Genomic DNA, 26,587 nt, shown 5'->3' on the forward strand with positions numbered 1-26,587 from the left:
CAACCAGTCTATACAAAACAAGGGCATGAGGCTGGTTTAGCTAATTTCCAACAATCCGGCGGTCGTTTGGTAGCTTGACGCGGCTTAAGCGACGACTTCTTCCAGCACCACCACATTCCCCACCGTCGCCCCATAGTGCGTAGCCACGCGCTTGCGCTGCTTGAGCACAGCGCGGTCTTTGCTGACGAGCACGGCCTTGTGCAGGCTGGCCAGGTCCAGGAAATGCTGGTCGTCTGGATCAGTACAGGTAAAACGAATTTTGGGCGCTTCGGGCACGTATTCGACGGCTGCATCGAAGGCCGCCATCACACCTTCCGGCGTCTTGCCATAGAAGCTCACACGCGGTGCGATCTGGCTGTAGTGCAGCACACGGCCCAGTTCGATGCGCTGGGCTTCGTCGGCAATCCAGCGCACCTCGCCTCGGGCTACCAGCTCGCGGATGGTGGGGATGTCGGGGTCGTCAAAGATCAGCATGTCCAGCACCACATTGGTGTCCAGAATCATGGGGCGCGGCAAGGGGCCGTCGTAGCCGGCGTTGCAGGCCGGCCAGCGCAGGGGAGCGAGCTTCATGGCTGTGCGTCGCCCTGAATATTGCCTTCTTGCGGCTTGCGTGGCTTGGTCGAGCCTTTGACCATATCGAAGCGGAACAAGCGGCATTCAATCGGGCCGTTCCACATGGGAGTGCGGCGCGACTCTTTCAGGCGCATCTTGCCGGGCAGTTTCAGGTCGGGCGTGAGCATGTAAGCGCTCCAGCCGCTGTAGTTTTTCTTCCAGTGGCTGGCCAGTTGGTTGAAGAACTCACCGCCGTCTTCGGTCTGAGCAGTTTCGCGGCCTGCACGCTCCACCTGACCCATGCGCTCTGCGGCATTGCGGCCTGCAGAGCCAGCAGCGGCAATACGCTCGCCATAGGGCGGGTTCAGAATCATCATCCCGGGCACATCACAGGGCGGCATGCGCTGCAATGCATCGCCACCGCGCAGATTGACGGATTCGGCCACCCCTGCACGCTCGGCATTGCGCTGGGCAAAGTCAACCATACGGAAGGCAATATCTGAGCCGTAAATGCCCACGGGCGATTCGGGCAGGATGGCGGCTTCGGCCTCATCCAGCATGGCTTCCCAGACATGGCGCTGGAACGGAATCAGCTTTTCAAACGCAAAGCGGCGCAGGATGCCAGCGGGAATCTTGCGTGCAATCTGGGCAGCTTCGATCAGCACCGTGCCGCTGCCGCAGCAGGGGTCGTACAGCGGCTGTGGGTTGTCGCCATGCGGGTTCCAGCCACTGGCAGCAATCATCGCGGCGGCCAGCGTTTCCTTCAGAGGCGCATCGCCCTTGTCCTCGCGCCAGCCGCGCTTGAACAATGCGTCACCCGAGGTGTCGATGTAGATGGTGGCTCCATCGGTGGTCAGGTGCAGGTGCACGCGCACATCGGGGTGATGGGTTTCCACGCTGGGGCGCACACCATGGCGCTTTTCGCGGAAACGGTCGGCAATCGCGTCTTTGACCTTGAGTGCTGCAAAGTTCAGGCTGGTCAGCGGGCTGTGCTGGGCCGTCACTTCAATCTTGAAGGTTTCCTTGGGCGTAAACCAGATCTCCCACGCAACTTCGCTAGCAGCGCGGTACAGATCGTTTTCGCTGCGGTACATGGTGTGTGACAGCTCGATCAGCACGCGCTGCGCCAGGCGGCTGTGCAAATTGAGCAGCATGGCGTCGCGCCACATGCCGCGCAGCATGACGCCACCCCGGCCCACGAGCAAATCCTGCCCGGTGGCGCCAGTGATGGCGTGGACCTCGTCGGCCAGATAGCCCTCAACGCCGGCGGCGCAGGGCAAAAACAAATGCAGTTGGTTCATAAAAATCGGTGCGCACCAGACCGCTTGCCCGGCGCGTTTCAGGGCATAAGCATACGCGCTAGGCCTTTTCCAGTGCCCGCGCACGACAAGCGTTGCTCTACAGATTCCACCTCAGCCGCAGGCATGATGCCCAGCCAAGGAGCCCAAAAACATGCAAGAGATCAGTTGGAACGACTTTATGAAGGTAGAGCTGCGCGTAGGCCGCGTGCTGCAGGCCGAAGTCTTCAAGGAAGCCCTCAAGCCCGCCTACAAGTTGCTGGTGGACTTTGGCCCCGAACTGGGCCAGCGCAAGTCCAGCGCACAGATCACGGCACATTACCAGCCTGAGGAATTGGTCGGCCGACTGGTGGTGGCGGTGGTGAATTTCCCGAAAAAGCAGATTGGCCCGTTGATGAGCGAATGCTTAGTCACCGGCTTTCACGATGCCAATGGCGCCGTGGCCCTGTGCGTGCCCGACAAGGATGTGCCGCTGGGCACGCGGCTGTTGTAACAAGCCCCTGCTCTGGCGGCCTTTCTATAATTCGCCGCGACATCAATCACCAAGGATTGCCATGGCTTTTGCCGGAGTGGGACTGCACGTCATCATCGCCCTGTTCTTTGCCGTGCATGCGGTGCGCACGGGGCAGAACAACTACTGGCTGTTCATCCTGCTGGCCTTTCCCTTTCTGGGCAGCGTGGTCTATGCGATTGCCATCTACCTGCCCAATTCGCGGCTGGAACGTGGTGCGCGCCAGATGGCGCGGCAGGCCGTCAAGTCGCTGGACCCGACCCGCGACCTGCGCAACGCTCAGGCCGCGTTTGACTACTCGGCCACCGCGCAGAACGAAATCCGTCTGGCCCAGGCCTTGCAGGAAGCTGGCCAACCCCAGCAAGCCTTGCAGCACTTCGAGGCCAGCATGAAGGGCCCATTTGCCAATGATCTGGAAATTCGATGGAGCGCAGCACGCGCGGCCTTTGATGCGGGGAAGGCCCAGGCAGCGCTGCAGCACCTCAAAGTCATCGCCCAGACCGATATCAACTACCGTGCCGACGAGGTGGGCCTGCTGATCGCCAGAGCCTATGCCGCCCAGAGTGACAGCGCCATGGCTCGCCAGTCGTTCGAGTTTCTGCAGGAGCGCTCAGGCAGCTTCGAGGTGCTGGCCGAATATGCCATCTGGTGCGCCGAGTCGGGCGACTGGGGCACGGCACAGCGCCTGAAGAACGAGCTGGACAAAGCCCAGACCCACTGGAGCAGCCACCAGCGCGGTCTGAATCGCGAACTGCTGCAGCGCATTCAAACAGCCTTCGCCCAGAAATCTCATTAAAAACCAGCCGTAGCGCTTATAAGAAAAGCGCTAGCAGCTATGAAATTTGAAGCAATAGCCATCCCCTGAACAACGGCAGCACCATCGTTTGACCTGCGCCATAACCAGTTTGAAGTGGCCCCGGTAAAATTGCAGGCTATGGCAAAAATCATTGTTCTGGCCCTGGTGCTCATGTTCTTCGGCTGCGGCCTGTACATGCACCTGCGCGGCAAGGTGCGTCACAAGGTGGTGAAGCAGTTGTTCGACCACTCCACCTTCACGGCACCGTTCAACGTCTTCATGCTGATGTTCAGCAAGGTGCCGCGCACGCCCTATCTGCCCACCAGCACCTTCCCCGAGCTGGCACCACTGCAGGCCAATTGGCGCGAGATCCGCGAAGAAGCCGTCAATTTGCAGAAAAACATGCAGATCAAGGCTGCCGCCAACAACGACGATGCAGGCTTCAACTCCTTCTTCAAGACTGGCTGGAAGCGCTTTTACCTGAAGTGGTACGGTGACGCCCACCCATCCGCCATGGAGCTGTGCCCCAAGACCACGGCACTGGTCAAGTCCATCCCCAGCGTCAAGGCCGCCATGTTTGCCGAGCTGCCGCCCGGCGCCAAGCTCAACCTGCACCGCGACCCGTATGCTGGCTCGCTGCGCTACCACCTGGCCGTGCTGGCGCCCAATGACGACCGCTGCATGATCGAAGTGGACGGCACGCCGTACAGCTGGCGCGAAGGCGAAGGCGTGATCTTTGACGAGACCTATATGCACTGGGCCGAGAACCGCAGCGAAGGCAACCGCATCGTGCTGTTTTGCGATGTGGAGCGCCCCATGACCAATGGCTTTGCCCAGTGGCTCAACCACTGGCTGGGCAAGAACGTGGTGGCTGCTGCCAGCTCGCCTAACAATGAGGGCGACCCACGCGGCATGATCAGCAAGCTGTTCAAGGTCTCGTTCTACATGGGCAAGTACCGCCGCAAGTTCCGCGACTGGAATCCGGCCTTTTACAAGCTCCTCAAATTCGGTCTGATGATTGCCGTGCTGGCACTCTTTATCTGGTGGCTGCTCCCCACGAAATAAGCACTTGCCAGAATCACAAAAAGCCGCTGTGCCATGCATCAGCGGCTTTTTTTGTGGCGCCAGCACTCGGTGCGCAACGACTGCAGGGCCAGAAGCAAGCCAGCGCCAAAGTCACTAAGATCAGACTTCTGCCTTTCTCGGCGTATCTTTGCTTTCCGTTATGACTCGCTCCTCACCCGATTCTGCCCCTGTCACGCGGCGCCGCACGCGCGGCCCCAGCCCGCAGAAGACCGAGTTGACCCGCAGCGAAATCGTGACCGCCGCGATTGCCGAATTCATGGACGTGGGCATCACCCGCGCCACGATGGACAAAATTGCCAAGCGGGCCAACTTGGCCAAGGGCACGCTATACCTGCACTTTGCATCCAAGGAAGAGCTTCTGCTGGGGGCCCTTGAGGTGACATTCAGCGAATCCGCCTTGTCTGCCTTGAGCCTGCCGCGCCATGACGGCGAGAGCATGCATGCCTATATTTCCCGGCTGGTCACACCGCCGATGGTGCGTTTTCACCAGTCGGTGCGAGCCGACTTGGCTCGTCTGGTGCTGGGCGAAGCCAAGCGTTTTCCCATGCTGGGCCAGTTCTATCTGGAGAGGATTTTTTCACCCTGGCACGCACTGGTAGAGCAGTTGTATCAGCGCGCCCTGGATGAAGGCGAGCTGCAAGGCATCTTGCCAAGCACTGCAGCCATGCTGACCGGATCACCATTCTGGGTCTATCTGGCCAACGACTCCATGCAAGGCGTCGTCAAAGCTGGCTGCCAGCCTGCCGAGCTTTCACAGGTGCAGATCGATGCCATTTTTGGCCGCTACGCCCCCAGCCCCGCCAGGTAGCCAGCCATCAAAAAACCCCGCCGGCTTTGCGCACGGCGGGGTTAATTTTCAGTTCTCAGCTTTCAGCTCTTGGACAGAGGCCAGAGAGGGCCTCACTTCTGGGGCAATGCGTAGGCAATGATGTAGTCGCCACGGTCATCCGTCATGCGGGCGCCCCCAGCCACGGTCACCACAAACTGGCGGCCCGATTTGGGCGAAAGATAGGTCATGGGCGTGGCCTGGGCCCCCACGGGCAGGCGGTCTTTCCAGACCTCTTTGCCAGTCTTCACGTCATAGGCACGGATGTAGTAATCCTGCGTGCCGACGTGAAAGACCAGGTCACCCGCCGTGGTGATGGGACCGGACAGCGATGGCATACCCAGTGGCACAGGCAGCGAAGCACGCACGCCCTTGAGCACACTGTCTTCCACCGTGCCCATGGGCACTTGCCAGGCAATCTTCCGGGTGGTCAGGTCAATGGCGGTCAGATTGCCCCACGACGGTGCGTGGCAGGGGATATCCAGCGGCGAGTTGAATGCACCGCGAATCGCCACATACGGCGTTCCCTTTTGCTGGGGTACGCCCGCACCCTTGCCCATGGTCTTGGCAATAGCCTTGGCTTCGTCGAACTTGTCCTGCGGCATCAGCCAGCCAATTTGCGGCATCTTCATGTCGTTGACGATCAGCAGATTGCGCTTCTTGTCCACCGACATGCCGCCCCAGTTGAAGCCACCGTAGTAGCCAGGCCAGATCAGCGTGGGCTTATCCGTCATCTTTGTAAACATGCCGTCATTGCGCAGTTGCTTGAACTTGATGCGGCAATACAGCTGATCGAACATGGTGGCACCCCACATATCGGTTTCTTCCAGCTTGTCCTTGGCCAGTTGCGGCATGCCAACCGAGAAGGGCTGCGTCGCAGCAACGCGGTCACCGGGCAACATCTCTTGCGACACGGGACGGTCTTCCACCTGGGCCACGGGCTTGCCATCGCGGCGGTCCAGCATGAACAGCTGGTGCGTCTTGGTCGCCATCACCAGTGCAGGCGTTTCGCCGCCCTTGCCATCGGGCAGGTCAACCAGAGTGGGAGGCGAGGCAACGTCATAGTCCCACGTGTCATTGCGGATGCCCTGGAACTTCCAGGCCAGCTTGCCGGTGTCGGCATGCAGCGCCACCATGGAGCTGGAATGCGCATCGGTTTCCTTGCTGCGGTGGCCACCCCAGAAGTCAGGTGTTCCGTTGCCCAGCGGCAGATAGATCAGGTTCAGCTTGGCGTCATAGGCGCCAGACGACCACCAGTTGGGCGTGCCCTTGGTGTAGGTTTCACCTTCGGGAGGCAGCTTGGTGATGCCGGGGTTGGCCAGATCCCATGCCCAGTCAATCTCACCCGTTTTCAGGTCAAACGCACGCACCACGCCCGAAGGCTCATCGGTGCGCTGGCTGTCCCAGACCCAGCCGCCCACAATGACGCGGCTGCCCACCACAAAGGGCTGCGAAGTGGGCATGTAGAAATGCTCTTCATACGGGCCCATGCCTTCGGACAAATCAGTCGAGCCGTTTTTGCCGAAGCTGGAGCACACCTTGCCGGTCTTGGCATCCAAGGCCCACAGCCGGGCATCCTTCATCGTGGTGATGATGCGGGTGTCGCACAAGCCATCGGCCGACTTCATCTCCTGGGGCATCTCGTAATACGCCACACCACGGCAGCGATTCCAGAACGATGCTTCCTTCACATGAGGATTCCACTCCCAGCGCTTTTCGCCAGTCTCGGCATCCAGCGCCATCACGCGGTTTTCTGGCGTGCAGATGTACAGGCTGTCGCCAATCTGAATAGGCGTGTTCTGGTCTTCGTAGTTTTTGCCAGTTTTTGAACCTGTATGGAAAGTCCATGCCACTTTCAGCTGGTTCACATTGGCAGCATTGATCTGGTCCAGCGGCGCATAGCGGGCACTGTCGGCATCACGGCCAAATTGCAGCGATTGATTGTCGGCACTGCTGGCATCAGACACCGTGGCCACTTCGCGCACCGGGGTCTCGCCCAGCTTGGCGGTGTTTTGCACCGTATCGTGCGGCGTGAAGATGGACACCGCACCGGCCAGCAGCACAAGAGCTTGCACAGCGGCGGCGGGGATGGCCAGCTTGTTTTGCTTACCAGAAAGCGTCCGAACACACAGCGCTGCCAAAAAGCCCAGCACCAGCACCGGCGCCAGGCGAGGCACCAGGCCCCAGAAAAAAGCACCGACTTCGGCCAGCGCCCAGATCACCGTGCCGACCACGACCACCAGGTACAGCAGGCCGCCCTTGGCATTGCGCTTGACCAGAAAGACACCGGAAATAACCGTCAGCAAACCGGCGATAAGGTAGTACCAGGACCCACCCAGCGCAGCGAGGCGAATGCCGCCGATCGCCAGAACCAGGCCCACCAGCACGAGAACCACGCCAAAAATGCGTGGCAGTAAGCCACCAGAGGGCTTGGCTGTTTGTGTTGTAGACATAAATGCACCATCAAGAACAGAAAACCGGCATCAGATCCGGGCAAGAGCAGCCATGCAAAACAATCCGGCATCAACTCTTGTACATGAACTATACCAATCAGTCATTTTTAATAGGCAACGAATCAAAAATGACCATTTGGTATTGTTTTTATAAATTTCTGAATAAATTGAAAACTCATGCGATCCACAAATCAGCCGAAAAGAACACAGAAGTCACCCGCCCACAAAAAAGCCGCTGTGCAATGCATCAGCGGCTTTTTTGTGGGCGGCAGCGAGCTTTTACAGCGCCTTGCGCAGCGTGGTCGTGGGTATCTTGAGCTGTTCGCGGTATTTGGCGACGGTGCGGCGGGCACATTCGATGCCTTGCTCCTTGAGCATATCGGCCAGTTTGGCGTCTGATAACGGCTTTTTCGTGTCTTCCGCGTCCACAAACTGCTTGATCAGCGCACGCACTGCCGTGCTGGACGCGCTGCCGCCGGTTTCTGTGCCCAGGCCTGAGCCAAAGAAGTACTTCAGCTCGAATGTGCCTTGCGGCGTGGCCATGTACTTGGCGGTTGTCACACGGCTGATGGTGGATTCATGCAGGCCCAACTGGTCTGCAATATCGCGCAACACCAGCGGGCGCATGGCCAACTCGCCATGCACGAAGAAGTTTTTCTGCCGCTCCACAATCGCTTCAGAGACGCGCAAGATGGTGTCGAAACGCTGCTGAATGTTCTTGATGAACCAGCGGGCCTCCTGCAGACGCTGCTGCAGTGCGGCATGGCTTTCGCTGTTTTTGTGGCGGCGCAGCACGCTGGCGTAGATATCGTGCACACGCAGCTTGGGCATCACATCGGGGTTGAGCTGCACGGCAAAATCAACGCGGCCTGAACTGGCGCGCACAGGGCGCACGATGACATCAGGCACCACGATCTGGCGCTCCACATCCATAAACCGGCGCCCTGGCCGTGGCTCCAGCCGTGCAATCAGTGCCATGGCTTCGCGCAAAGCCTCTTCACGGGCGCCGCACAGGCTGGTGAGCTTGCGCAGATCACGCCGCGCCAGCAGGTCCATGGGCTGGGCGCAGATGTTTTGCGCCAGAAGCAGCAGATTCATGTGCGCTTGTGTCGTGCCCTCGTCCTCGGCCTCGCGGATCAGATCGCGCAGTTGCAGCTGCAGGCATTCAGCCAGGTCGCGCGCGCCAACGCCTACGGGCTCCAGACTTTGCAACAGTTTGAGTGCAATGGAAAAGCGCTGCTCCAGCTCTTCACGCTCCTCAAAGTCATCACCAGCCAGGCTTTGCGCCAGCTCTTGCAAGGGGTCTTCAAGGTAGCCGTCGTCACTGAGCGACTCGATCAGAAAACGCAGCGCAGCCATGTCTTCTGCCCCGAGGTGCAGGCTCAGCGCCTGGCGATGCAGAAAGTCGGTCAGGCTCACATGCTCGCGGGCCAGGTCAATGGCATCGACCTCATCGTCACTGTCCCGGTTGCTGCCAGAGCCGCTGCCACTGAGCGATGGGCTATCCCACTCGCTGCTGGATTCCCCGCCCCACTCGCCATCCTGGCCATCAATGCCATCGGCTTCCCAGTTCAGGTTTTCCGGGGTTTCTGCGGTGGCGGGCTCTGCTATGGATTCTGAAGCTGCCTGCGCTTTCTCAGTCTCTTTTTCTGATTGATATATCTCTGAAATGCTTGAGTTGTTTAGGCTGGCTGCTATTTCATCAGGAGCGCCCGCATCCTCCGCATCGCGCTCAAGAAAAGGGTTGTCGATCAGCATCTGCTCGACTTCCTGCGCCAGCTCCAGAGTGGACAGCTGCAGCAGCTGAATCGATTGCTGCAGCTGCGGCGTCAGCGACAGATGTTGCGATACGCGTAGCGACAGCCCTGGTTTCATTGGGGGGACACCCGGCGCGGGGGAAGTGAGTACATGAAGTAAGGGAACGTGGGGGCCATACTACCCATCACATCCTGAAATGCTCGCCCAGATAGACGCGGCGCACATCGGCGTTCTCCACGATCTGCTCTGGTGTGCCTTCGGCCAGCACATGACCGTCGCTGATGATGAAGGCGTGATCGCAAATGCCCAGCGTTTCGCGCACGTTGTGGTCGGTAATCAGAACGCCAATGCCGCGCTCCTTGAGGAAGCCGATGATGCGCTGAATTTCGATCACCGCGATAGGGTCGATACCGGCAAAAGGCTCGTCCAGCAGAATGAAACGCGGCTGCGTGGCCAGCGCACGGGCAATTTCCACGCGGCGGCGCTCACCACCAGACAGCGCCAGCGCCGGAGATTCACGCAGATGGTCCACGCGCAGTTCCTGCAGCAGGCCCGTCAGGCGCTTTTCCACCTCTTCACGGCTCAGCGTCTTGCCTTGCTCATCTTTTTGCAGCTCCAGCACGGCGCGCACATTGTCTTCCACGCTGAGTTTGCGAAAGATCGAGGCTTCCTGAGGCAGATAGGAAAGACCCAGACGCGAGCGCTGATGAATCGGCATATTGCCCACAGCGTGGCCGTCGATGAAGATCTCGCCACCATCGCTGCGCACCAGACCCACAATCATGTAAAACGATGTGGTCTTGCCCGCGCCATTGGGGCCGAGCAGACCGACCACTTCGCCTTTTTGCACGGACAGGGATACGTCCTTGACCACCTTGCGGCTGCCATAGGACTTGGCCAGATGCCGGGCCTCCAGACGGCTGCCGGCCTCTCCGGTGCGGCTGCCGCTGGCGTCAGAGAAAGTGGGCTCGATCATTTCTTCTCGTCAACTTTCTCGCCGCCCAGCGTCATGCTCTGGCGCAGCTGCGTTGCAGGTGTCGCGGGCTTGGGCTGAGCGCCGGGCGTGCCGTCCTTGGGTGCCATGACAGCGCGGACACGACCACCCTGGCCTACGGAAGAGCTGGGCAGGCCGCCGCTAGTCTTCTGACCATCGACCGTGTAAACGTCGGTGATGTTGTTGTAGATGATGATGGAGCCCGTCACCTGGTCATTGAGCTGCCCACCGCGATAGCGGCGCATTTCGCCGCGGCGAATGAACTTGACGATATCGGCCTTGCCGTCGTACTCAATGGTCTCGCCTTCGCCTTCAATGAACTCTTCGGGCTGGCCTGGCACGGTATCGCGCTTTTGGCGGAAGAAGGCACGCTTGCCGGGTTCCGCCACGATGACGCCGTACTGGTAACCCTCTGCGTCCTGGCGCACATCCAGCTGCGCACCACGCAGCACGATGGAGCCCTTGGTCATCACCACATTGCCGGTGAAGACGCTGGTCTGCTTGAGCTCATCATGACGCAGAGCGTCCGCCTCGATGTTCATGGGCTTGGCACTGTCGGCCTTTTCGGCATGGGCGATGCCAGTCGCTGCCGCCAGAGCGCAGGCCAGCGCAAGAGGTAGGAGTGTTTTATTCATGAGAGGCACGTTTCTTGCGTTCATTGTAGTCATTCCCTTTTAGCAAGCCCTGCATAAATCTCCAACAAAAAAGCCCGCACAAAGGCGGGCTTGCGAGACTGCTGACGGAAATCAGGCTTTGCGGCTGGATGCCACCAGCGCATTCACCACGCGCAGCACGTTTTCCATGTTGCCGGCCTTGGTGCCGTCTGTGTAGTAACGACCCGCCACGCCCATGGCAGGCACGCCTTCCACGTCGTACTCGTTTTGCAGCTGGCTAGCCTTGCGCACCTGATTGTTCACGGTGAAAGAGTTGTAGACGGTCTTGAACTTGGCCAGATCCACACCCTGCTTGCCAACCCACTCGAAGATGGCGTCATCGGTCTTGAGCAGGTTGCGCTCCACGTGAATGGTGCGGAACACCTTGGCATGCAGCTGGGGCAGCAGGTTCATGCCTTCCAGCGTGAAGTACAGCTTCTGCTGGGGGACAAAGGATGCATTGAACGCCACAGGCACGCGCTGCACCACGACATCGGCAGGCTGGCTCTTGACCCAGGCTTCAAACTGAGGCTCGAAGGCATTGCAATGGGGGCAGCTGTACCAGAAGAACTCAATCACCTCGACCTTGCCTGCCGGTGCACTGACCGAAGCGGGCTTGCCCAGCTTGATGTAGTCCTTGCCTTCCTTGGGCGCAGCGCCCTGGGCCCAGCTAGAGGAAGCGCCCAAAGTCAGAGCACCAGCAGCAGCTGCCGAGGCAGCCATAGAAAATTCACGGCGTTTCATTCCAACAAACTCCTTGAGTTCAAGTCTGCAATATCTGAGGCGCCAGCCTCTAAAAAGTTCAACTGGCGCAATCTAAACCAGAGGCATCAAGCAAGGGCCGCCCCGCAGCGAGGATGCCGTCCCCCTTGGGGGAAGGCGCAAAGCGCCTCAGGGGGTAGCGTTATTTCGCCGCACGCACCAGCGAAGAATCCACGCCAGCCCCATCCAGCTTGCCCTTGAGGGACTCCGCATCATCGCGCTTGCCAAACGGGCCTACACGCACGCGGAAGATGGTGATGCCGTTTTGCTCACGTTCGCTGATGCGCGACTCCCAGCCCAGCATGGCCAGCTTGGCGCGCTGTGCCTCGGCTTCGCTCTGGCCGCGGAAAGCACCAGCCTGCACAAAGTAGTTGAATGCAGCGTCGCCCGACTGAGCAGCCTGAGCCGCCGCCTTTTCACGCTCTGCACGGGCCTTTTCAGCCTTGTCCGCCTTGTCAGCAGCGGCAGAGCGCTCCTTGACCAGATCACCCAGCGGATCTGCGGCTTGCGCGGGCTTGGTCGGCTCGGGCGTAGCAGGCGCTGCGGGAGTGGTTGGCGTCGTGGGTGTCGTTGGTGTGGCCACGCCGCCCGTCGATGTGGGCTGCGCCGGTGTGGTGGGCGGCGTCACGGTCACATCGCTGGGCGCTGTGGGCGCTGCCACAGGTGGCGGCGCTGGCTGGCGGCTTTGCAGCGGAGCGTTGGGGTCCCAGTTTCTGTTGCGCTCGGCTTCCGCCGCATCTCTTTGCGTGTTGTTGCCACCCTTGGTCAGGAATGGCACTGGCACCTTGGTCACATAGATAGCCACGGCCAGCGCTGCTGCCAGACCGATGACCATGCCAAAGATAAGCCCCAGAATGGTGCCACCGCGTTGCTGCTTCTTCATAAGTCGCTTTGTTTACGCTTCAAATTACATGCGCTCGGGTGCACTGACACCCAGCACGGCCAAGCCATTGTGCAACACCTGAGCCGTGGCCGCGACCAGTGCCAGTCGCGCCAGCTTGACCTTCTCGTCGTCCACCAGAATGCGCTCGGCGTCGTAATAGCTGTGGTAGCTGGAGGCCAGATCGCGCAGGTAGAAGGTCACGTCGTGTGGCGCATTGCCTGCAGCGGCGGCCGTCAGCATCTCGGGGTACTTCGCCAGCAGCAGCATCAGGGCCTGGGCCTGTGGGCCTTCCAGCGCGGACAGATCCACATCACCCAGCGCAGGCACGCCTGCGCCACCGGCCTCTTGCCAGGCGCGCAGCACGGACTGGATACGGGCATGGGCGTACTGCACGTAGTACACGGGGTTGTCGTTGTTCTGGGCCACGGCCAAGTCCACGTCAAAGGTGTACTCGGTATCAGGCTTGCGGCTCAGCAGGAAGAAGCGCACGGCGTCCTTGCTGGTCCACTCGATCAAGTCGCGCAGCGTGACGTAAGAACCCGCACGCTTGCTGATCTTGACCTCTTCGCCATTGCGCACCACGCGCACCATGGTGTGCAGCACGTAGTCGGGGTAGCCCTGGGGGATACCCACATTGGCTGCCTGCAAGCCGGCGCGCACGCGGGCGATGGTGCCGTGGTGGTCCGTGCCCTGGATGTTGACGACCTTGCCATAGCCACGCTTGAACTTCTGGATGTGATACGCCACATCAGGCAGGAAGTAGGTGTAGGTGCCGTCGGTCTTGCGCATCACGCGGTCTTTGTCGTCACCGTAGTCGGTGGACTTGAGCCACAGCGCGCCGTCCTGCTCGTAGGTGTGACCGCTTTCGATCAGACGCTTGACGGTGTCTTCCACATGGCCGTTCTTGTACAGGCTCGACTCGAGGTAGTACTCGTCAAACTTGAGGTTGAAGGCCTGCAAATCCTTGTCCTGCTCGTTGCGCAGATAAGCCACGGCGAAGTTGCGGATGTTCTCGTAATCCTCGACATCACCGTTGGCGGTGAACTCGCGGTCATCGGCCTTGACGGTTTCCTTGGCCAGAAAGGCCTGGGCGATGTCGGCGATGTAGTCACCGTTGTAGAAATTCTTGGCCAGCGGGTTTTCGCTGTCGGTAGGCCAGCACTCGTCACCGGGCTTAAAGCCCTTGGCACGCAGCTGGGTGGACTTGGTCAGCGTGTCGATCTGCACGCCCGCGTCGTTGTAATAAAACTCGCGGTGCACCTTCCAGCCCTGGGTGCTGTACAGATTGCTGATGGCATCGCCAATCGCCGCCTGGCGGCCGTGGCCCACGTGCAGCGGGCCGGTGGGGTTGGCGGAGACAAACTCCACCAGGATGTTCTCGCCACGGTCGGCCTGGTAGCCGAACTTCTCGCCCTGCGCCAGCACTTCGCGGATGATTTCCTGCTTGGCAGCGGGCTTGAGGCGAATGTTCAAAAAGCCGGGGCCGGCGATCTCGATCGCATCCACCCACTTCTGGAAAGCGGGCGTGGCTTCCAGCGCGGCCTTGAGCTGTTCGCCCAGTGCGCGGGGGTTGGCCTTCAGGGGCTTGGCCAGCTGCATGGCCGCCGTACAAGCGAAGTCGCCATGGGCTGCCACTTTGGGGTTTTCAAACGCAGCGCGTGCGCCGGCGCCGGGCGAAAGGGTTTCGAGCTCCGCAGCCAGGGCGGCGAGCAATTCTTGTTTGACGGAAAGCATCCGGCGATTTTACGTGGCTGCCCCGATCTACGCTGCCAAGCTGGATTGCATCGGCGCAACAAGGCGTTGCAAACCGGCCGCGCGTATGCTGCAGCGCACACTGGCGCACCCGCCAATCACAGCCAGCTCTGGCTGTGGCGGCGGATTTACATGCCTCGCGCCCAGAAGACGGCGATGACGGCAATGACGGGAATCAGATGACCTTGCCACATCACCCACTTGCGCGTCTGCTTGACTTCCTCAGGGGCTGGCAGCTGGCCTGTGGCGTCCAGCGTCTTCTTCCAGCGGCGGAAGGTGAAGGTAGGCTTGAGCGACAGCAGCACCGCCACGACGAACAAGGTCATCTTGATGTGAAACAGGGGCGAAGACACATAGCCACCAACGCCCTTGACGCCCCAAACCAGGCGCGCAATCCCCGTCAACAGCAGAATCACGGCGGCAATGCCGTAAATCATGTCCAGGCGCGCCAGGCGCTGCACGACGGCGGCGCTCATCCACTCCACCCGGCACAGTGCGGCCTGGCTGGTCAGAAACACCACCAGAGTCAAAATGGCCAGCAGGTGCACGCTGGCAAGGACGGCTTCAAAAGTCATGGCTAAGCGATAAAAAATGGACTGGAATGCCGCGCCACAAGCTGTGGGGCGGCGACCAGTCCATTGTCCACGCTTTCAAGCCCGCTCAGGAATCCAGACCGAGACGGAAGAACTCCGGCTGGTTGTAATGGTGCTTGAGGTAGTCAATCCACATGCGCACACGCAGCGGCATGTGCTTGCGCTGAGGGAAGACAACGAAGATGCCGTTGGGCGGCGCGGCAAAGTCTTCCAGCACCGGCACCAGACGGCCTGCGGCGATTTCGGCCTCCACCTCCCAGGTGCTGCGCCAGGCAATGCCCCAGCCGCCCAGGCACCAGTCGTGCAACACCTGGCCGTCAGAGCAGTCCAGCGGGCCACCGGGTTTGAAGTGCACGACTTCGCTGGTACCGCTTTCGGGGTGAGGAATGCGGAATGCCCAGCCACGCGTCTGCGAAGCGTCGGAAGACAGCGTCAGGCAGTCGTGCTGGGTCAGCTCGCTGGGGTGCTTGGGCGTGCCACGGCGCTCCAGATAGGCGGGCGTGGCCACGCACAGGCGGCGGTTGTCGGCAATGCGCACGCTGACCAGGGCTGAGTCGGGCAGATCGCCCACGCGCACGGCACAGTCAAAACCTTCACCGGCCAGATCGACCACGCGGTCGCTCAGGTTCAGCGAAATCGTCACATCGGGGTGCAGATCACGAAAACGTGGCACCAGCGGCGCAACGTGGCGGCGGCCAAAACCGGCAGGCGCCGTGATGCGCAGATGGCCTGTGGCCTTGACGCCGCCCGCAGAAACGCTGGCTTCGGCATTGCACACATCGGACAGCAGGCGCTGGCAGTCCTCCAGAAATGCGCTGCCTTCATGCGTCAGAGAAATACGACGGGTGGTGCGCACCATGAGCTTGACGCCCAGATGCTCTTCCAGCGCGTCCAGGCGACGCCCCATGATGGCGGGGGCTACGCCCTCGGCCTTGGCGGCGGCAGTGAGGCTGCCCCGTGTTGCGACTGATACAAATGACTCAAATGCCTTGAGTTTGTCCATGACCGCTGCTCCTGTCTGTTCCTTGTTGTCTCCTGCGCAGCGTTGAACCACTACCAATTTAGTAGCATTTACCGCGCAAGCAGCTTTGATTTTTAAAGTGTTTTTATTGGAAGTCTTTGTACTTCAAGGGCTGGCTGCTATCAGTATTCATTCAGCCAGTCAGATTTCAACCGCTTCATAAGGTCTATGTATGAAACAGTTATTTTTTATATCTTACCTAGAAGTCACAAGTCAAAATCAAATCATGGGTATTTATATACGTTTAAATCAAAATTTAAAGGTATTTCGACACTGGCATATCGGTTATTCGCACCGGCTATGAGCCCATTCAGCCGCACCCGTCTTTGCTCTATGATTTTGAGAGCGCCTTTGCCCGATACCTGATGGCCCACTGTCATGAGCGATTCACCGCAATTCAATAGCCCCAGCCCCTCAGCGGCTCTGGTGTCAGAGTCACCTGAGCAGCCTGCGCTGCCCGGCCTGCTGGGTCAGGCGGGACTGGGCTGCGCCCTGTGGGACGCGCAGGGGCGGCTGCAACTGGCGACACAGCCCTGGCTGCAATGGTTTGGCGTTCAGACACCTGAGGCATTGGGCCAGACAGTGCAAGCGCTGTTGCCGTCCCACATCTGGCGCAGCCACGCCCAGCACATTGCCGCAGCGGGCCAGGGCCTGGCCCAGGAATACGACGAAAGCCGCGAGGATGAGCTGGGCATGCCCCAGCACCAGCGCATTCAGCTCAGGCCCGGCCCTGCCAGTGCAGATGGCCGCCACAGTGTGCTGATGCTGATGCACGATGTCAGCCGTGAATATGCGCGCAGCGAGGTCGTGGCCCGCCAGCGCGAACAGCTTCAGACCCTGCACCAGCAACTGCGCAGCAGCCAGCATGCGGCAGGCGAGATGGACAAACTGCGCACCCTGCTGGACTGGCGCACCGCCATGCTGGCCGAGCACAATGAAATGCTGCAGCTGCTGTCGCACGAGATTCGCCAGCCGCTGAACAACGCCTCTGCTGCCATGCAGGCCACGCTCAAAGCCATTGACGACCTGCATCTGCCCGATGCCACCCCCGCCAGCAAAGCCCTGCTGCGGGCCGAGCATGTGCTGCAGCAAGTCATAGGCACGCTGGACAACACGCTGGCCGCAGGCACCATCCTGGCCGTGGGCGGCAAGGCCGGCGCCTCCAGCGAAACCGACCTGCCCACCCTCATCAAGCTGGTGCTGCACGATATTGCGGCAGATCAGCGCCCCCGCATCGACGTGCAATGGTTGACCCAGCCGCGCACCGTGCAGCTGCACTCCGCACTGATGCGGCTGACGATTCGCAACCTCCTCAACAACGCCCTGGCCTATGCGCCAGGCGAGTCCCAGGTCGTGCTGCGCATTTCGGAATCTGATGAGCCGCTGGCCCTGATTCTGGAAGTGGTGGACACCGGCCCTGGCATCTCTGACGAACTGCGCCCGCGTCTGTTCGACAAAGGCTCACGCGGCCACAACAGCCGCCACCGCAATGGTGCAGGGCTGGGGCTGTTCATCGTGCGCTCCGTACTGGAGCTGCACCAAGGTACAGTGGAGGCTCTGCCCAACCAGCCGCATGGCACCGTCATGCGACTGCTCATTCCTCAAGGCCTCGCCGAATAAAAGTCACAGACATGCTGCCTTCCACCCTTGCCCTGGTTGACGACGACACCGAGTACTGTGAATTTCTGGCCCAGCATCTGCGCAGCCAGGGCGTGGACGTCACCGCCTACAGCGACAGCAGCGACCTGCTGGCCGATGAAGCCCCCTACCGCTTTGACTTCTATGTGCTGGACCTGATGCTGCCCGGCGTGGGCGGCACCGAGCTGCTGCGCATCATCCGCAGGCGCACACAGGCCGGTGTGCTCATCGTCTCCGGGCGCCTGGGCTCCGAAGTGTTTGCCGAAGTCATCAACGCCGGTGCAGACATGTATCTGACCAAGCCTGTGACTTTCGAGCAGGTGGAGTTGGCCGTGCGCGCCGTGCACCGCCGCATCATGACCACGGCCAAGACGGCCACCGCCTGGAAGCTGGACAGCCGCCGCAGCATCCTCACCGCCCCCGATGGGCAGACCGTAGAACTCAGCGCCACCGATCTGATGCTGATGGAGTGTTTCCTGCAGGCCAATGGCGACACCGTCAGCCGCGACCATATCCGCAGCCTGCTGGGGTTGAGCCATGCCGCCGATTCGGACAACAGCCTGCACGCCACCATCTATCGCCTGCGCCGCCGCATCGAGCGCGTGACGCCGCTGGCCGTGCCGCTGCAGTCGCAGCAAAAAGTGGGCTACCAATTCCGTGCGCCGCTGATTGCAGCTTGATATCGCGGCCTGATTCAGCCCCAAAAACAAAAACGGACCCGAGGGTCCGTTTCCTGTCTTCAGGCCGCAGCCCGACCAAGATCCCGATTACATCGTGATCTTGGACTCCACGTCAGAAATCTTGCGACGGGCCAGAGCCAGGTTGGCACGACCGCTGTCCAGCACGTAATAGATGAAGATGCCGTTGATCTTCTCGGCAGGACGCAGGATGTGGTACTGCTTGCCCAGGGTAATCAGAATGTCTTCAATGCTGTCGTTCAGGCCCAGAGACTTCATGGTCTTCATCTTGGCGCGCACCACTTCGGTGTTACCAGCCGCAGCCAGTTCCAGATCCACACCAGTACCGATGCTGCCCAGCAGCATGCCGCTGTTGTAGTCCACCACGGCTGCGCACAGAGCGCCGTCCAGGGTCATCAGATCTTGCAAGCTTTCATTCAGATTTGCCATTTGGGCCTCCTAAGTCAGAAATTACTGATTGAGATCAACATCGATCACATGAACGCAGTGTAGCCAATCATTTCTGATTGCAAATGTGAATTTATGACAGACAAGTTCCCGACTTACGAGAGCATGCACTCACATCAAATTAAGGCTTTTCAGAAGAAAAATACGGTGATTTCTGCCTGAAGTCTTTATGGAACATGCGCCATACGCTATGAATTTAAGTAGCACTCACGTAGCCACTCCAGCCATCAGACACGATAGCCCGCAGAAGCGACTGCAAGGAAATTCATCAGAACTGATCTCACTGGTCACCAAAGCTTTCATTGCATATAAAAACATCACCAGTTTCAAACTTTTTAATGTGTTTATGTACTCAAAGAATTCAAATACAGTGTCATGACACGCTGCCCGTGATGGGCAACGCCTCCTGAATATCTAGAGACATCAACCAGAGGTTTCCTATGACTGATCGCACCCAAGTCCACGGCCTGCAAGTCGCCACCGAGCTGTACAACTTTGTGAACACCCAAGTGCTGCCTGGCACGGGCGTGGACCAGGACGCCTACTGGAAGGGCTTTGACGCCATCGTGGCCGACCTGGCCCCCAAGAACGCCGCCCTGCTGGCCGAGCGCGACCGCCTGCAAGCCGAGCTGGACACCTGGCACAAGGCCAACCCCGGCCCCATCACCGATATGGCGGCCTACCGCCAGTTCCTGACCACCATTGGTTACCTGGTCGAGTCGCCCAAGGGCGCCAAGGCCACGACCGAGAACGTCGACGCCGAGCTGGCCATCCAGGCCGGCCCTCAGTTGGTCGTGCCTATCCTGAACGCCCGCTACGCACTGAACGCCGCCAATGCACGCTGGGGCTCGCTGTATGACGCGCTGTACGGCACGGACGTGATCAGCGAAGACGGCGGCGCCGAAAAGGGCAAGGGCTACAACCCCGCCCGCGGCGCCAAGGTGATCGCATTTGCGCGTGACTTCCTGGACCAGGCCGTGCCTCTCGCCGCTGGCTCGCACAAGGATTCCGCGGGCTACGCTGTGGAAGGCGGCAAGCTGGTCGTGACCCTGAAGGACGGCAGCAAGACCGGCCTGAAGGACGAAGCCAAGTTCATCGGCTTCCAGGGCGACGCTGCTGCTCCCTCCTCGGTACTGCTGAAGAACAACGGCATCCACATCGACATCATCATCAACAAGGCCACGCCTATCGGTGACTCTGATGCTGCTGGCGTGTCCGACGTGGTGGTGGAAGCTGCGCTGTCCACGATTCTGGACTTGGAAGACTCCGTGGCCGCTGTGGACGCCGAAGATAAGGTCAACGGCTACGCCAACTGGCTGGGCATTCTGAAGGGCACGCTGACCGAGTCCTTCGAAAAGGGCGGCAAGACTGTGACCCGTGGCCTGAACCCCGACCGCGAATACACCGGCGCCGACGGCAAGCCTGTGAAGCTGCACGGCCGCTCGCTGATGTTTGTGCGTAACGTGGGCCACCTGATGACCAACCCCGCTGTTCTGTGGGGCGCGGACAAGAAGGAAATCCCAGAAGGCATCATGGACGCACTGGTGACCACCGCCATCGCCATTCATGACCTCAAGGGCGGCGCCAACGGTATCCGCAACAGCCGCACTGGCAGCGTCTACATCGTCAAGCCCAAGATGCACGGCCCTGCCGAAGCCGCTTTCGCCAACGAACTGTTTGGCCGCGTTGAAAAGGTTCTGGGCCTGCCCGAGAACACGGTCAAGCTGGGCATCATGGACGAAGAGCGCCGCACTTCGGTGAACCTGAAGGCCGCTATCGCTGCTGCGCCTGCACGCGTGGCTTTCATCAACACCGGCTTCCTGGACCGCACCGGCGACGAAATGCACACCGCCATGTACGCTGGCCCCATGGTCCGCAAGGCCGACATGAAGACCTGCGCCTGGCTGCCTGCTTACGAAAAGAGCAACGTGCTGGTTGGCCTGGGCATGGGCCTGCGCGGCCGCGCCCAGATCGGCAAGGGCATGTGGGCCATGCCTGACCTGATGAAGGCCATGCTGGAGCAAAAGATTGCCCAGCCCAAGGCTGGCGCCAACACCGCCTGGGTGCCCTCGCCCACTGGCGCTACCCTGCACGCGCTGCACTACCACCAGGTCAATGTGGCCGAAGTGCAGCAAGAGCTGGAAAAGACCGACGCCGACGCCGCACGCGACGACCTGATCAACGCCATCCTGCAAGTGCCCGTGTCCACCAACCCCAACTGGTCCGACGCTGAAAAGCAGCAGGAAGTGGACAACAACGTTCAGGGCATCCTGGGCTATGTGGTGCGCTGGATTGACCAGGGCGTGGGCTGCTCCAAGGTGCCTGACATCCACAACGTGGGCCTGATGGAAGACCGCGCCACGCTGCGCATCTCCAGCCAGCACATCGCCAACTGGCTGCAGCATGGCATCGTGACCGAAGCCATGGTGCGCGACAGCTACACCCGCATGGCCAAGATCGTGGACGAGCAAAACGCTGGCGACGCCGCCTACAAGAGCCTGGTGGCCAACCCCGACGGCGCGGCTTATCAGGCCGCTCTGGATCTGGTTTTCAAGGGCAAGGAACAGCCTTCAGGCTACACCGAGCCTCTGCTGCACGCCTGGCGTCTGAAGGTCAAGGCTGCGGCTTAAGGCGCGGCAAGGCTGACCGCTCTGTTAATCAGAGCGGTCAGCGCTTGATGTGCAATGGGTTTTGGTACTTTTTCAGTCATAACCCATGAAATACAGGCGCAAGCAGCTATCAAAAATGCACTCCATGTCTGCGCATCGAGTGCATTTTTCTTGGCAGCCGCAGTGAGCCATCTACACTTCGGCCATGACATCTGCCGCCAAGATTTCCAGCCTTGATACCAGCGCCTGCCCTCTGTGCGGCCAGCCCAACCAGTGCGCCATCAGCGCGGGCCTGCCGCCAGAAAGCTGCTGGTGCATGCAGACGCCTGTATCCCAGGACGCCCTGGCCCGGTTGCCCGCTGAAGCACGCGGCAAAGCCTGCATCTGCCCGGCGTGTGCACAGCCTCATCCAGGCAACCCAACCCATTCCCGCCCCTGAACACGCACCGCCTTGGCCTTGTGCAGTTCAGGCGCTTCAAACCACTACAGGAGACTTTGAATGCCCACCTATCACATCGAACTGTTCGAAGGCCGCAGCGTTGAGGAAAAGCGCAAGCTCGTCGAGGCCGTCACCCGCGTCACCACCGAAGTTCTGGGCAGCTCGCCCGAGTCTGTGGACATCGTCATCACCGACATCAAGCGCGAAAACTGGGCCACCGGCGGCAAGCTCTGGTCTGAACGCAGCTGATTTATCATCGGCGCTTCATTCAGCAGGAGAGAACCCATGCCCACCTACCATGTCGAAATGATGGAAGGCCGCACCGTCGAACAAAAGCGCAAGCTGGTCGAAGAAATCACCCGCGTCAGCGTCGAAGTGCTGGGCGGCTCGCCCGAATCGGTGGACATCATCATCACCGACATTAAGCGCCATGACTGGGCTACCGGCGGCAAGCTCTGGCTGGACCGCGAATAAGCCCTGCAAGCCCCATACCAAGCAGCTCAGGCTGCTTTTTTCATGCCTGCACCCAGTTGTGGGCTATAAAGCTTTTTTGCTTGAAAGATGTGACGACGCCATGTGCCAGCTGCTTGGAATGAACTGCAACACGCCCACCGATGTGCGCTTTAGCTTCTCGGGCTTCACCCAGCGCGCAGGCAATACCGGCGACCACACCGACGGATGGGGCATCGCCTTCTTTGAAGACAAAGGCCTGCGCCACTTCGTCGATCACGAACGCGCCGTGGACTCCCAGATCGCAAAGCTCATCCGCGAGTACCCGATCAAGAGCACCAACGTCATCGCCCATATCCGCAAGGCCACCCAGGGCGTCGTCAGCCTGCAAAACTGCCACCCCTTTGTGCGCGAACTCTGGGGCCGCAACTGGGTGTTTGCGCACAACGGTGACCTCAAGAACTTCGCCCCCAAGCTACACGCCCACTTCCAGCCCATAGGCAACACCGACAGCGAACAAGCCTTCTGCTGGATCATGCAAGAGCTGTGGAAATCCCACGCCGGCGTTCCCAGCATCGAAGAGCTGACCCACACCCTGCGCGAACTGGCCGCCAAGATCGCACCGCACGGCACCTTCAACTTCCTGCTCTCCAATGGCGAAGCACTCTGGGCCCATGCCACCACCCACCTCTGCTACATCGAGCGCCAACACCCCTTCGCCCAGGCCCAACTGGCCGATGAAGACCTCAGCGTGGACTTCTCCCGCGAAACCACGCCGCAAGACAAGGTCGCCATCATCGTCACCGCCCCATTGACTCAGAACGAGCAGTGGACCTCATTCCAGAACGGCGAACTGCGAGTGTTCGTCAACGGGCAAGCAGCCCCTTACTGAGCACACTCCTCGCCTCAAATTCAGTCCTGCAAATAAAAAGAGAGCGCCTAGCGCTCTCTTTTTTTAGGTATCCGGTATTTATCAGCCCCAGATCATTTCCTGACCTACGCCAGGCGCTCCCACTTTTGAAGCATCCAATAAAAAACCCCGTAGCCTTTCGACTACGGGGTTTCTCTCTGTAAGAGCCTGACGATGACCTACTTTCACACGGGAACCCGCACTATCATCGGCGCAAAGTCGTTTCACTGTCCTGTTCGGGATGGGAAGGAGTGGTACCAACTTGCTATGGTCATCAGGCATAAACTTTTTGTCAGATTAATCGGCTGCCATTAACTTCTTAATGACTTCCCTCTCAATCCAACGAATTCATAGAGTCTCAATCAGCTTTTCGATTGCGCCTTTTCGGCATAACTTGAATGTCCGTCTCCAGATCATTCAGTCTTAAATTCTGAGCTAAACCCAAAGTTATAGGGTCAAGCCGCACGGGCAATTAGTATTGGTTAGCTTAACGCATTACTGCGCTTCCACACCCAACCTATCAACGTCGTGGTCTACAACGACCCTTCAGGGGGCTCAAGGCCCCGGCAGATCTCATCTTGAAACGAGTTTCCCGCTTAGATGCTTTCAGCGGTTATCTCTTCCACACTTAGCTACCCTGCGATGCCACTGGCGTGACAACAGGTACACCAGAGGTGTGTCCACTCCGGTCCTCTCGTACTAGGAGCAGGCTTCCTCAAATCTGCAGCGCCCACGGAAGATAGGGACCAAACTGTCTCACGACGTTTTAAACCCAGCTCACGTACCTCTTTAAATGGCGAACAGCCATACCCTTGGGACCGACTACAGCCCCAGGATGAGATGAGCCGACATCGAGGTGCCAAACACCGCCGTCGATATGAACTCTTGGGCGGTATCAGCCTGTTATCCCCAGAGTACCTTTTATCCGTTGAGCGATGGCCCTTCCATACAGAACCACCGGATCACTATGTCCTGCTTTCGCATCTGCTCGACTTGTCAGTCTCGCAGTTAAGCACGCTTATGCCATTGCACTATCGTCACGATGTCCGACCGTAACTAGCGTACCTTCGAACTCCTCCGTTACGCTTTGGGAGGAGACCGCCCCAGTCAAACTGCCTACCATGCACTGTCCCCGATCCAGATAATGGACCTAGGTTAGAACCTCAAACGCACCAGGGTGGTATTTCAACGTTGGCTCCATGCGATCTAGCGACCGCACTTCAAAGCCTCCCACCTATCCTACACAGATCCGTTCAAAGTCCAATACAAAGCTACAGTAAAGGTTCATGGGGTCTTTCCGTCTTTCCGCGGGGAGATTGCATCATCACAAACATTTCAACTTCGCTGAGTCTCAGGAGGAGACAGTGTGGCCATCGTTACGCCATTCGTGCAGGTCGGAACTTACCCGACAAGGAATTTCGCTACCTTAGGACCGTTATAGTTACGGCCGCCGTTTACTGGGACTTCAATCAAGAGCTTGCACCCCATCATTTAATCTTCCAGCACCGGGCAGGCGTCACACCCTATACGTCCACTTTCGTGTTTGCAGAGTGCTGTGTTTTTATTAAACAGTCGCAGCCACCAATTTTTTGCAACCCCTTTGAGCTCCATTTGTACAACTTCACTTACTTGGGGTACACCTTCTCCCGAAGTTACGGTGTCAATTTGCCGAGTTCCTTCTCCTGAGTTCTCTCAAGCGCCTTAGAATACTCATCTCGCGCACCAGTGTCGGTTTGCGGTACGGTCGTATGTAGCTGAAGCTTAGTGGCTTTTCCTGGAAGCAGGGTATCACTCACTTCGTGTGCAAGCACACTCGTTATCACCCCTCATCTAAGCCTGGCGGATTTGCCTACCAGGCACGACTACAGGCTTGAACCAACATATCCAACAGTTGGCTGAGCTAACCTTCTCCGTCCCCACATCGCACTACATATCGGTACAGGAATATTGACCTGTTTCCCATCAGCTACGCATCTCTGCCTCGCCTTAGGGGCCGACTTACCCTACGCCGATGAACGTTGCGTAGGAAACCTTGCGCTTACGGCGAGGGGGCTTTTCACCCCCTTTAACGCTACTCATGTCAGCATTCGCACTTCTGATACCTCCAGCATCCGTTACCAGACACCTTCACAGGCTTACAGAACGCTCTCCTACCACGTGCAATAAATTGCACATCCGCAGCTTCGGTAACTGGCTTAGCCCCGTTACATCTTCCGCGCAGGACGACTCGATCAGTGAGCTATTACGCTTTCTTTAAATGATGGCTGCTTCTAAGCCAACATCCTGACTGTTTTAGCCTTCCCACTTCGTTTCCCACTTAGCCAATTTTAGGGACCTTAGCTGGCGGTCTGGGTTGTTTCCCTCTTGAGTCCGGACGTTAGCACCCGGTGCTCTGTCTCCCAAGCTGTACTCGTCGGTATTCGGAGTTTGCATAGGTTTGGTAAGTCGCCATGACCCCCTAGCCTAAACAGTGCTCTACCCCCGACGGTAATACTTGAGGCACTACCTAAATAGTTTTCGGAGAGAACCAGCTATTTCCAAGTTTGTTTAGCCTTTCACCCCTATCCACAGCTCATCCCCTAATTTTGCAACATTAGTGGGTTCGGACCTCCAGTACCTGTTACGGCACCTTCATCCTGGCCATGGATAGATCACTTGGTTTCGGGTCTACACCCAGCGACTAGTCGCCCTATTCGGACTCGATTTCTCTTCGCCTCCCCTATTCGGTTAAGCTTGCCACTGAATGTAAGTCGCTGACCCATTATACAAAAGGTACGCCGTCACCCCTAAGGGCTCCGACTTTTTGTAAGCATACGGTTTCAGGATCTATTTCACTCCCCTCCCGGGGTTCTTTTCGCCTTTCCCTCACGGTACTGGTTCACTATCGGTCGATGATGAGTATTTAGCCTTGGAGGATGGTCCCCCCATATTCAGACAGGGTTTCTCGTGCCCCGCCCTACTTGTCTGCAGCCTAGTACCACCGATCGGTTTTCACATACGGGACTATCACCCACTATGGTCGGCCTTTCCATGCCGTTTTGTTAACCGGTCGACTATCACTGCAAGGCTCTTCCGAATTCGCTCGCCACTACTATCGGAATCTCGGTTGATGTCTTTTCCTCTGGGTACTTAGATGTTTCAGTTCTCCAGGTTCGCTTCGCATACCTATGTATTCAGTATGCGATACCTCTTGCGAGGTGGGTTCCCCCATTCAGAAATCTCCGGATCAAAGTTTATTTGCCAACTCCCCGAAGCTTATCGCAGGCTATCACGTCTTTCGTCGCCTATCATCGCCAAGGCATCCACCATATGCTCTTAGTCACTTGACCCTATAACTTTGGACTCTCTTGCGAGAATCTAAGCTCTAGATTTCAAAGACTGGTGAGGTCTTGCACCTCACGCGTTATGCCGTAATGTGAATATCTTTGGCTGCATCTTTCAATGCAGCTTAGAGAATA

The 26,587-nt window shown here is 59.0% G+C and carries 23 protein-coding genes and 2 rRNA genes; 11 read left to right on the forward strand and 14 right to left on the reverse strand.

Annotation, left to right across the window (positions count from 1 at the left end; all coding sequences use genetic code 11):
* Window positions 1-84: 84 nt before the first annotated feature.
* Window positions 85-570 carry a PIN domain-containing protein gene (locus tag JDW18_RS21165; protein WP_218241561.1) on the reverse strand — a complete coding sequence of 162 codons (486 nt, stop codon included), beginning with the start codon at window positions 568-570 and terminating at the stop codon, window positions 85-87.
* Window positions 567-1,853, reverse strand: coding sequence for a THUMP domain-containing class I SAM-dependent RNA methyltransferase (locus JDW18_RS21170; protein WP_218241562.1), 1,287 nt, complete (start codon window positions 1,851-1,853; stop codon window positions 567-569). The genes JDW18_RS21165 and JDW18_RS21170 overlap by 4 nt, the downstream gene beginning before the upstream one ends.
* A gap of 151 nt (window positions 1,854-2,004) precedes the next feature.
* Between JDW18_RS21170 and JDW18_RS21175 the strand changes: the two genes are divergently transcribed.
* From JDW18_RS21175 to JDW18_RS21190, 4 genes are all read left to right on the forward strand, one after another.
* Entirely contained in the window at window positions 2,005-2,343 is a 339-nt protein-coding gene (locus tag JDW18_RS21175; RefSeq protein WP_218241563.1) for a tRNA-binding protein, read from the forward strand.
* Window positions 2,344-2,404: 61 nt separating this feature from the next.
* A complete protein-coding gene (locus JDW18_RS21180) occupies window positions 2,405-3,157 on the forward strand; it encodes a hypothetical protein (protein WP_218241564.1) in 753 nt (250 codons plus the stop codon).
* A gap of 138 nt (window positions 3,158-3,295) precedes the next feature.
* Entirely contained in the window at window positions 3,296-4,222 is a 927-nt protein-coding gene (locus tag JDW18_RS21185; RefSeq protein WP_218241565.1) for an aspartyl/asparaginyl beta-hydroxylase domain-containing protein, read from the forward strand.
* Window positions 4,223-4,382: 160 nt separating this feature from the next.
* Entirely contained in the window at window positions 4,383-5,051 is a 669-nt protein-coding gene (locus tag JDW18_RS21190; protein WP_218241566.1) for a TetR/AcrR family transcriptional regulator, read from the forward strand.
* A 92-nt stretch (window positions 5,052-5,143) separates the two neighbouring features.
* Here JDW18_RS21190 and JDW18_RS21195 read toward each other — a convergent pair whose 3' ends face one another.
* From JDW18_RS21195 to JDW18_RS21235, 9 genes are all read right to left on the reverse strand, one after another.
* On the reverse strand, window positions 5,144-7,522 hold the full coding sequence (locus tag JDW18_RS21195; RefSeq protein WP_218241567.1) for a membrane-bound PQQ-dependent dehydrogenase, glucose/quinate/shikimate family: 2,379 nt from the start codon (window positions 7,520-7,522) through the stop codon (window positions 5,144-5,146).
* A gap of 279 nt (window positions 7,523-7,801) precedes the next feature.
* A complete protein-coding gene (locus tag JDW18_RS21200) occupies window positions 7,802-9,397 on the reverse strand; it encodes an RNA polymerase factor sigma-54 (protein ID WP_218241568.1) in 1,596 nt (531 codons plus the stop codon).
* Window positions 9,398-9,464: 67 nt separating this feature from the next.
* Window positions 9,465-10,256: an LPS export ABC transporter ATP-binding protein gene (lptB, locus tag JDW18_RS21205; protein ID WP_218241569.1), complete on the reverse strand. Its 792-nt coding sequence runs from the start codon at window positions 10,254-10,256 to the stop codon at window positions 9,465-9,467.
* On the reverse strand, window positions 10,253-10,909 hold the full coding sequence (gene lptA / locus JDW18_RS21210; RefSeq protein ID WP_218241570.1) for a lipopolysaccharide transport periplasmic protein LptA: 657 nt from the start codon (window positions 10,907-10,909) through the stop codon (window positions 10,253-10,255). Before lptA ends, lptB begins: the two co-directional genes overlap by 4 nt.
* A 111-nt stretch (window positions 10,910-11,020) precedes the next feature.
* On the reverse strand, window positions 11,021-11,671 hold the full coding sequence (locus JDW18_RS21215; RefSeq protein ID WP_218241571.1) for a thiol:disulfide interchange protein DsbA/DsbL: 651 nt from the start codon (window positions 11,669-11,671) through the stop codon (window positions 11,021-11,023).
* Window positions 11,672-11,831: 160 nt separating this feature from the next.
* On the reverse strand, window positions 11,832-12,572 hold the full coding sequence (locus tag JDW18_RS21220; protein ID WP_218241572.1) for an SPOR domain-containing protein: 741 nt from the start codon (window positions 12,570-12,572) through the stop codon (window positions 11,832-11,834).
* Between the two features lie 24 nt (window positions 12,573-12,596).
* Window positions 12,597-14,306: an arginine--tRNA ligase gene (argS, locus tag JDW18_RS21225; protein ID WP_218241573.1), complete on the reverse strand. Its 1,710-nt coding sequence runs from the start codon at window positions 14,304-14,306 to the stop codon at window positions 12,597-12,599.
* Between the two features lie 146 nt (window positions 14,307-14,452).
* Window positions 14,453-14,899 carry a DUF2214 family protein gene (locus JDW18_RS21230; RefSeq protein ID WP_218241574.1) on the reverse strand — a complete coding sequence of 149 codons (447 nt, stop codon included), beginning with the start codon at window positions 14,897-14,899 and terminating at the stop codon, window positions 14,453-14,455.
* 85 nt (window positions 14,900-14,984) lie between these two features.
* On the reverse strand, window positions 14,985-15,920 hold the full coding sequence (locus JDW18_RS21235; protein ID WP_218241575.1) for a LysR family transcriptional regulator: 936 nt from the start codon (window positions 15,918-15,920) through the stop codon (window positions 14,985-14,987).
* A 396-nt stretch (window positions 15,921-16,316) separates the two neighbouring features.
* On the opposite strand from JDW18_RS21235, the gene JDW18_RS21240 reads away from it, so the two are divergent.
* Window positions 16,317-17,558, forward strand: coding sequence for a sensor histidine kinase (locus JDW18_RS21240; RefSeq protein ID WP_218241576.1), 1,242 nt, complete (start codon window positions 16,317-16,319; stop codon window positions 17,556-17,558).
* Window positions 17,559-17,569: 11 nt separating this feature from the next.
* Window positions 17,570-18,256 carry a response regulator transcription factor gene (locus tag JDW18_RS21245; RefSeq protein ID WP_218241577.1) on the forward strand — a complete coding sequence of 229 codons (687 nt, stop codon included), beginning with the start codon at window positions 17,570-17,572 and terminating at the stop codon, window positions 18,254-18,256.
* Between the two features lie 87 nt (window positions 18,257-18,343).
* Here the strand turns inward: JDW18_RS21245 and JDW18_RS21250 are convergent, their stop codons facing one another.
* Window positions 18,344-18,703 (reverse strand): hypothetical protein, encoded by a 360-nt coding sequence (locus JDW18_RS21250; RefSeq protein ID WP_218241578.1) that lies wholly within the window; start codon window positions 18,701-18,703, stop codon window positions 18,344-18,346.
* Window positions 18,704-19,161: 458 nt separating this feature from the next.
* Between JDW18_RS21250 and JDW18_RS21255 the strand changes: the two genes are divergently transcribed.
* From JDW18_RS21255 to JDW18_RS21275, 5 genes are all read left to right on the forward strand, one after another.
* The gene (locus JDW18_RS21255) at window positions 19,162-21,351 is read left to right on the forward strand and encodes a malate synthase G (protein ID WP_218241579.1); all 2,190 of its coding nucleotides are present in this window, start codon (window positions 19,162-19,164) and stop codon (window positions 21,349-21,351) included.
* Between the two features lie 184 nt (window positions 21,352-21,535).
* On the forward strand, window positions 21,536-21,769 hold the full coding sequence (locus JDW18_RS21260; RefSeq protein ID WP_218241580.1) for a cysteine-rich CWC family protein: 234 nt from the start codon (window positions 21,536-21,538) through the stop codon (window positions 21,767-21,769).
* A 60-nt stretch (window positions 21,770-21,829) separates the two neighbouring features.
* On the forward strand, window positions 21,830-22,018 hold the full coding sequence (locus JDW18_RS21265) for a 4-oxalocrotonate tautomerase (protein ID WP_218241581.1): 189 nt from the start codon (window positions 21,830-21,832) through the stop codon (window positions 22,016-22,018).
* Window positions 22,019-22,054: 36 nt separating this feature from the next.
* Window positions 22,055-22,243, forward strand: a complete 189-nt coding sequence (locus tag JDW18_RS21270) for a 4-oxalocrotonate tautomerase (RefSeq protein WP_003060524.1) — start codon at window positions 22,055-22,057, stop codon at window positions 22,241-22,243.
* A gap of 100 nt (window positions 22,244-22,343) precedes the next feature.
* Window positions 22,344-23,111 carry a class II glutamine amidotransferase gene (locus tag JDW18_RS21275; RefSeq protein ID WP_218241582.1) on the forward strand — a complete coding sequence of 256 codons (768 nt, stop codon included), beginning with the start codon at window positions 22,344-22,346 and terminating at the stop codon, window positions 23,109-23,111.
* Window positions 23,112-23,295: 184 nt separating this feature from the next.
* On the opposite strand, the gene rrf is transcribed toward JDW18_RS21275, so the two are convergent.
* Window positions 23,296-23,408 (reverse strand): 5S ribosomal RNA (rrf, locus tag JDW18_RS21280).
* A gap of 172 nt (window positions 23,409-23,580) precedes the next feature.
* Window positions 23,581-26,458: ribosomal RNA gene (locus tag JDW18_RS21285) — 23S ribosomal RNA — on the reverse strand.
* Window positions 26,459-26,587 lie beyond the last annotated feature (129 nt).

This window comes from Comamonas fluminis (assembly GCF_019186805.1).
GTDB classification, from domain to species: Bacteria; Pseudomonadota; Gammaproteobacteria; order Burkholderiales; family Burkholderiaceae_C; genus Comamonas; species Comamonas fluminis.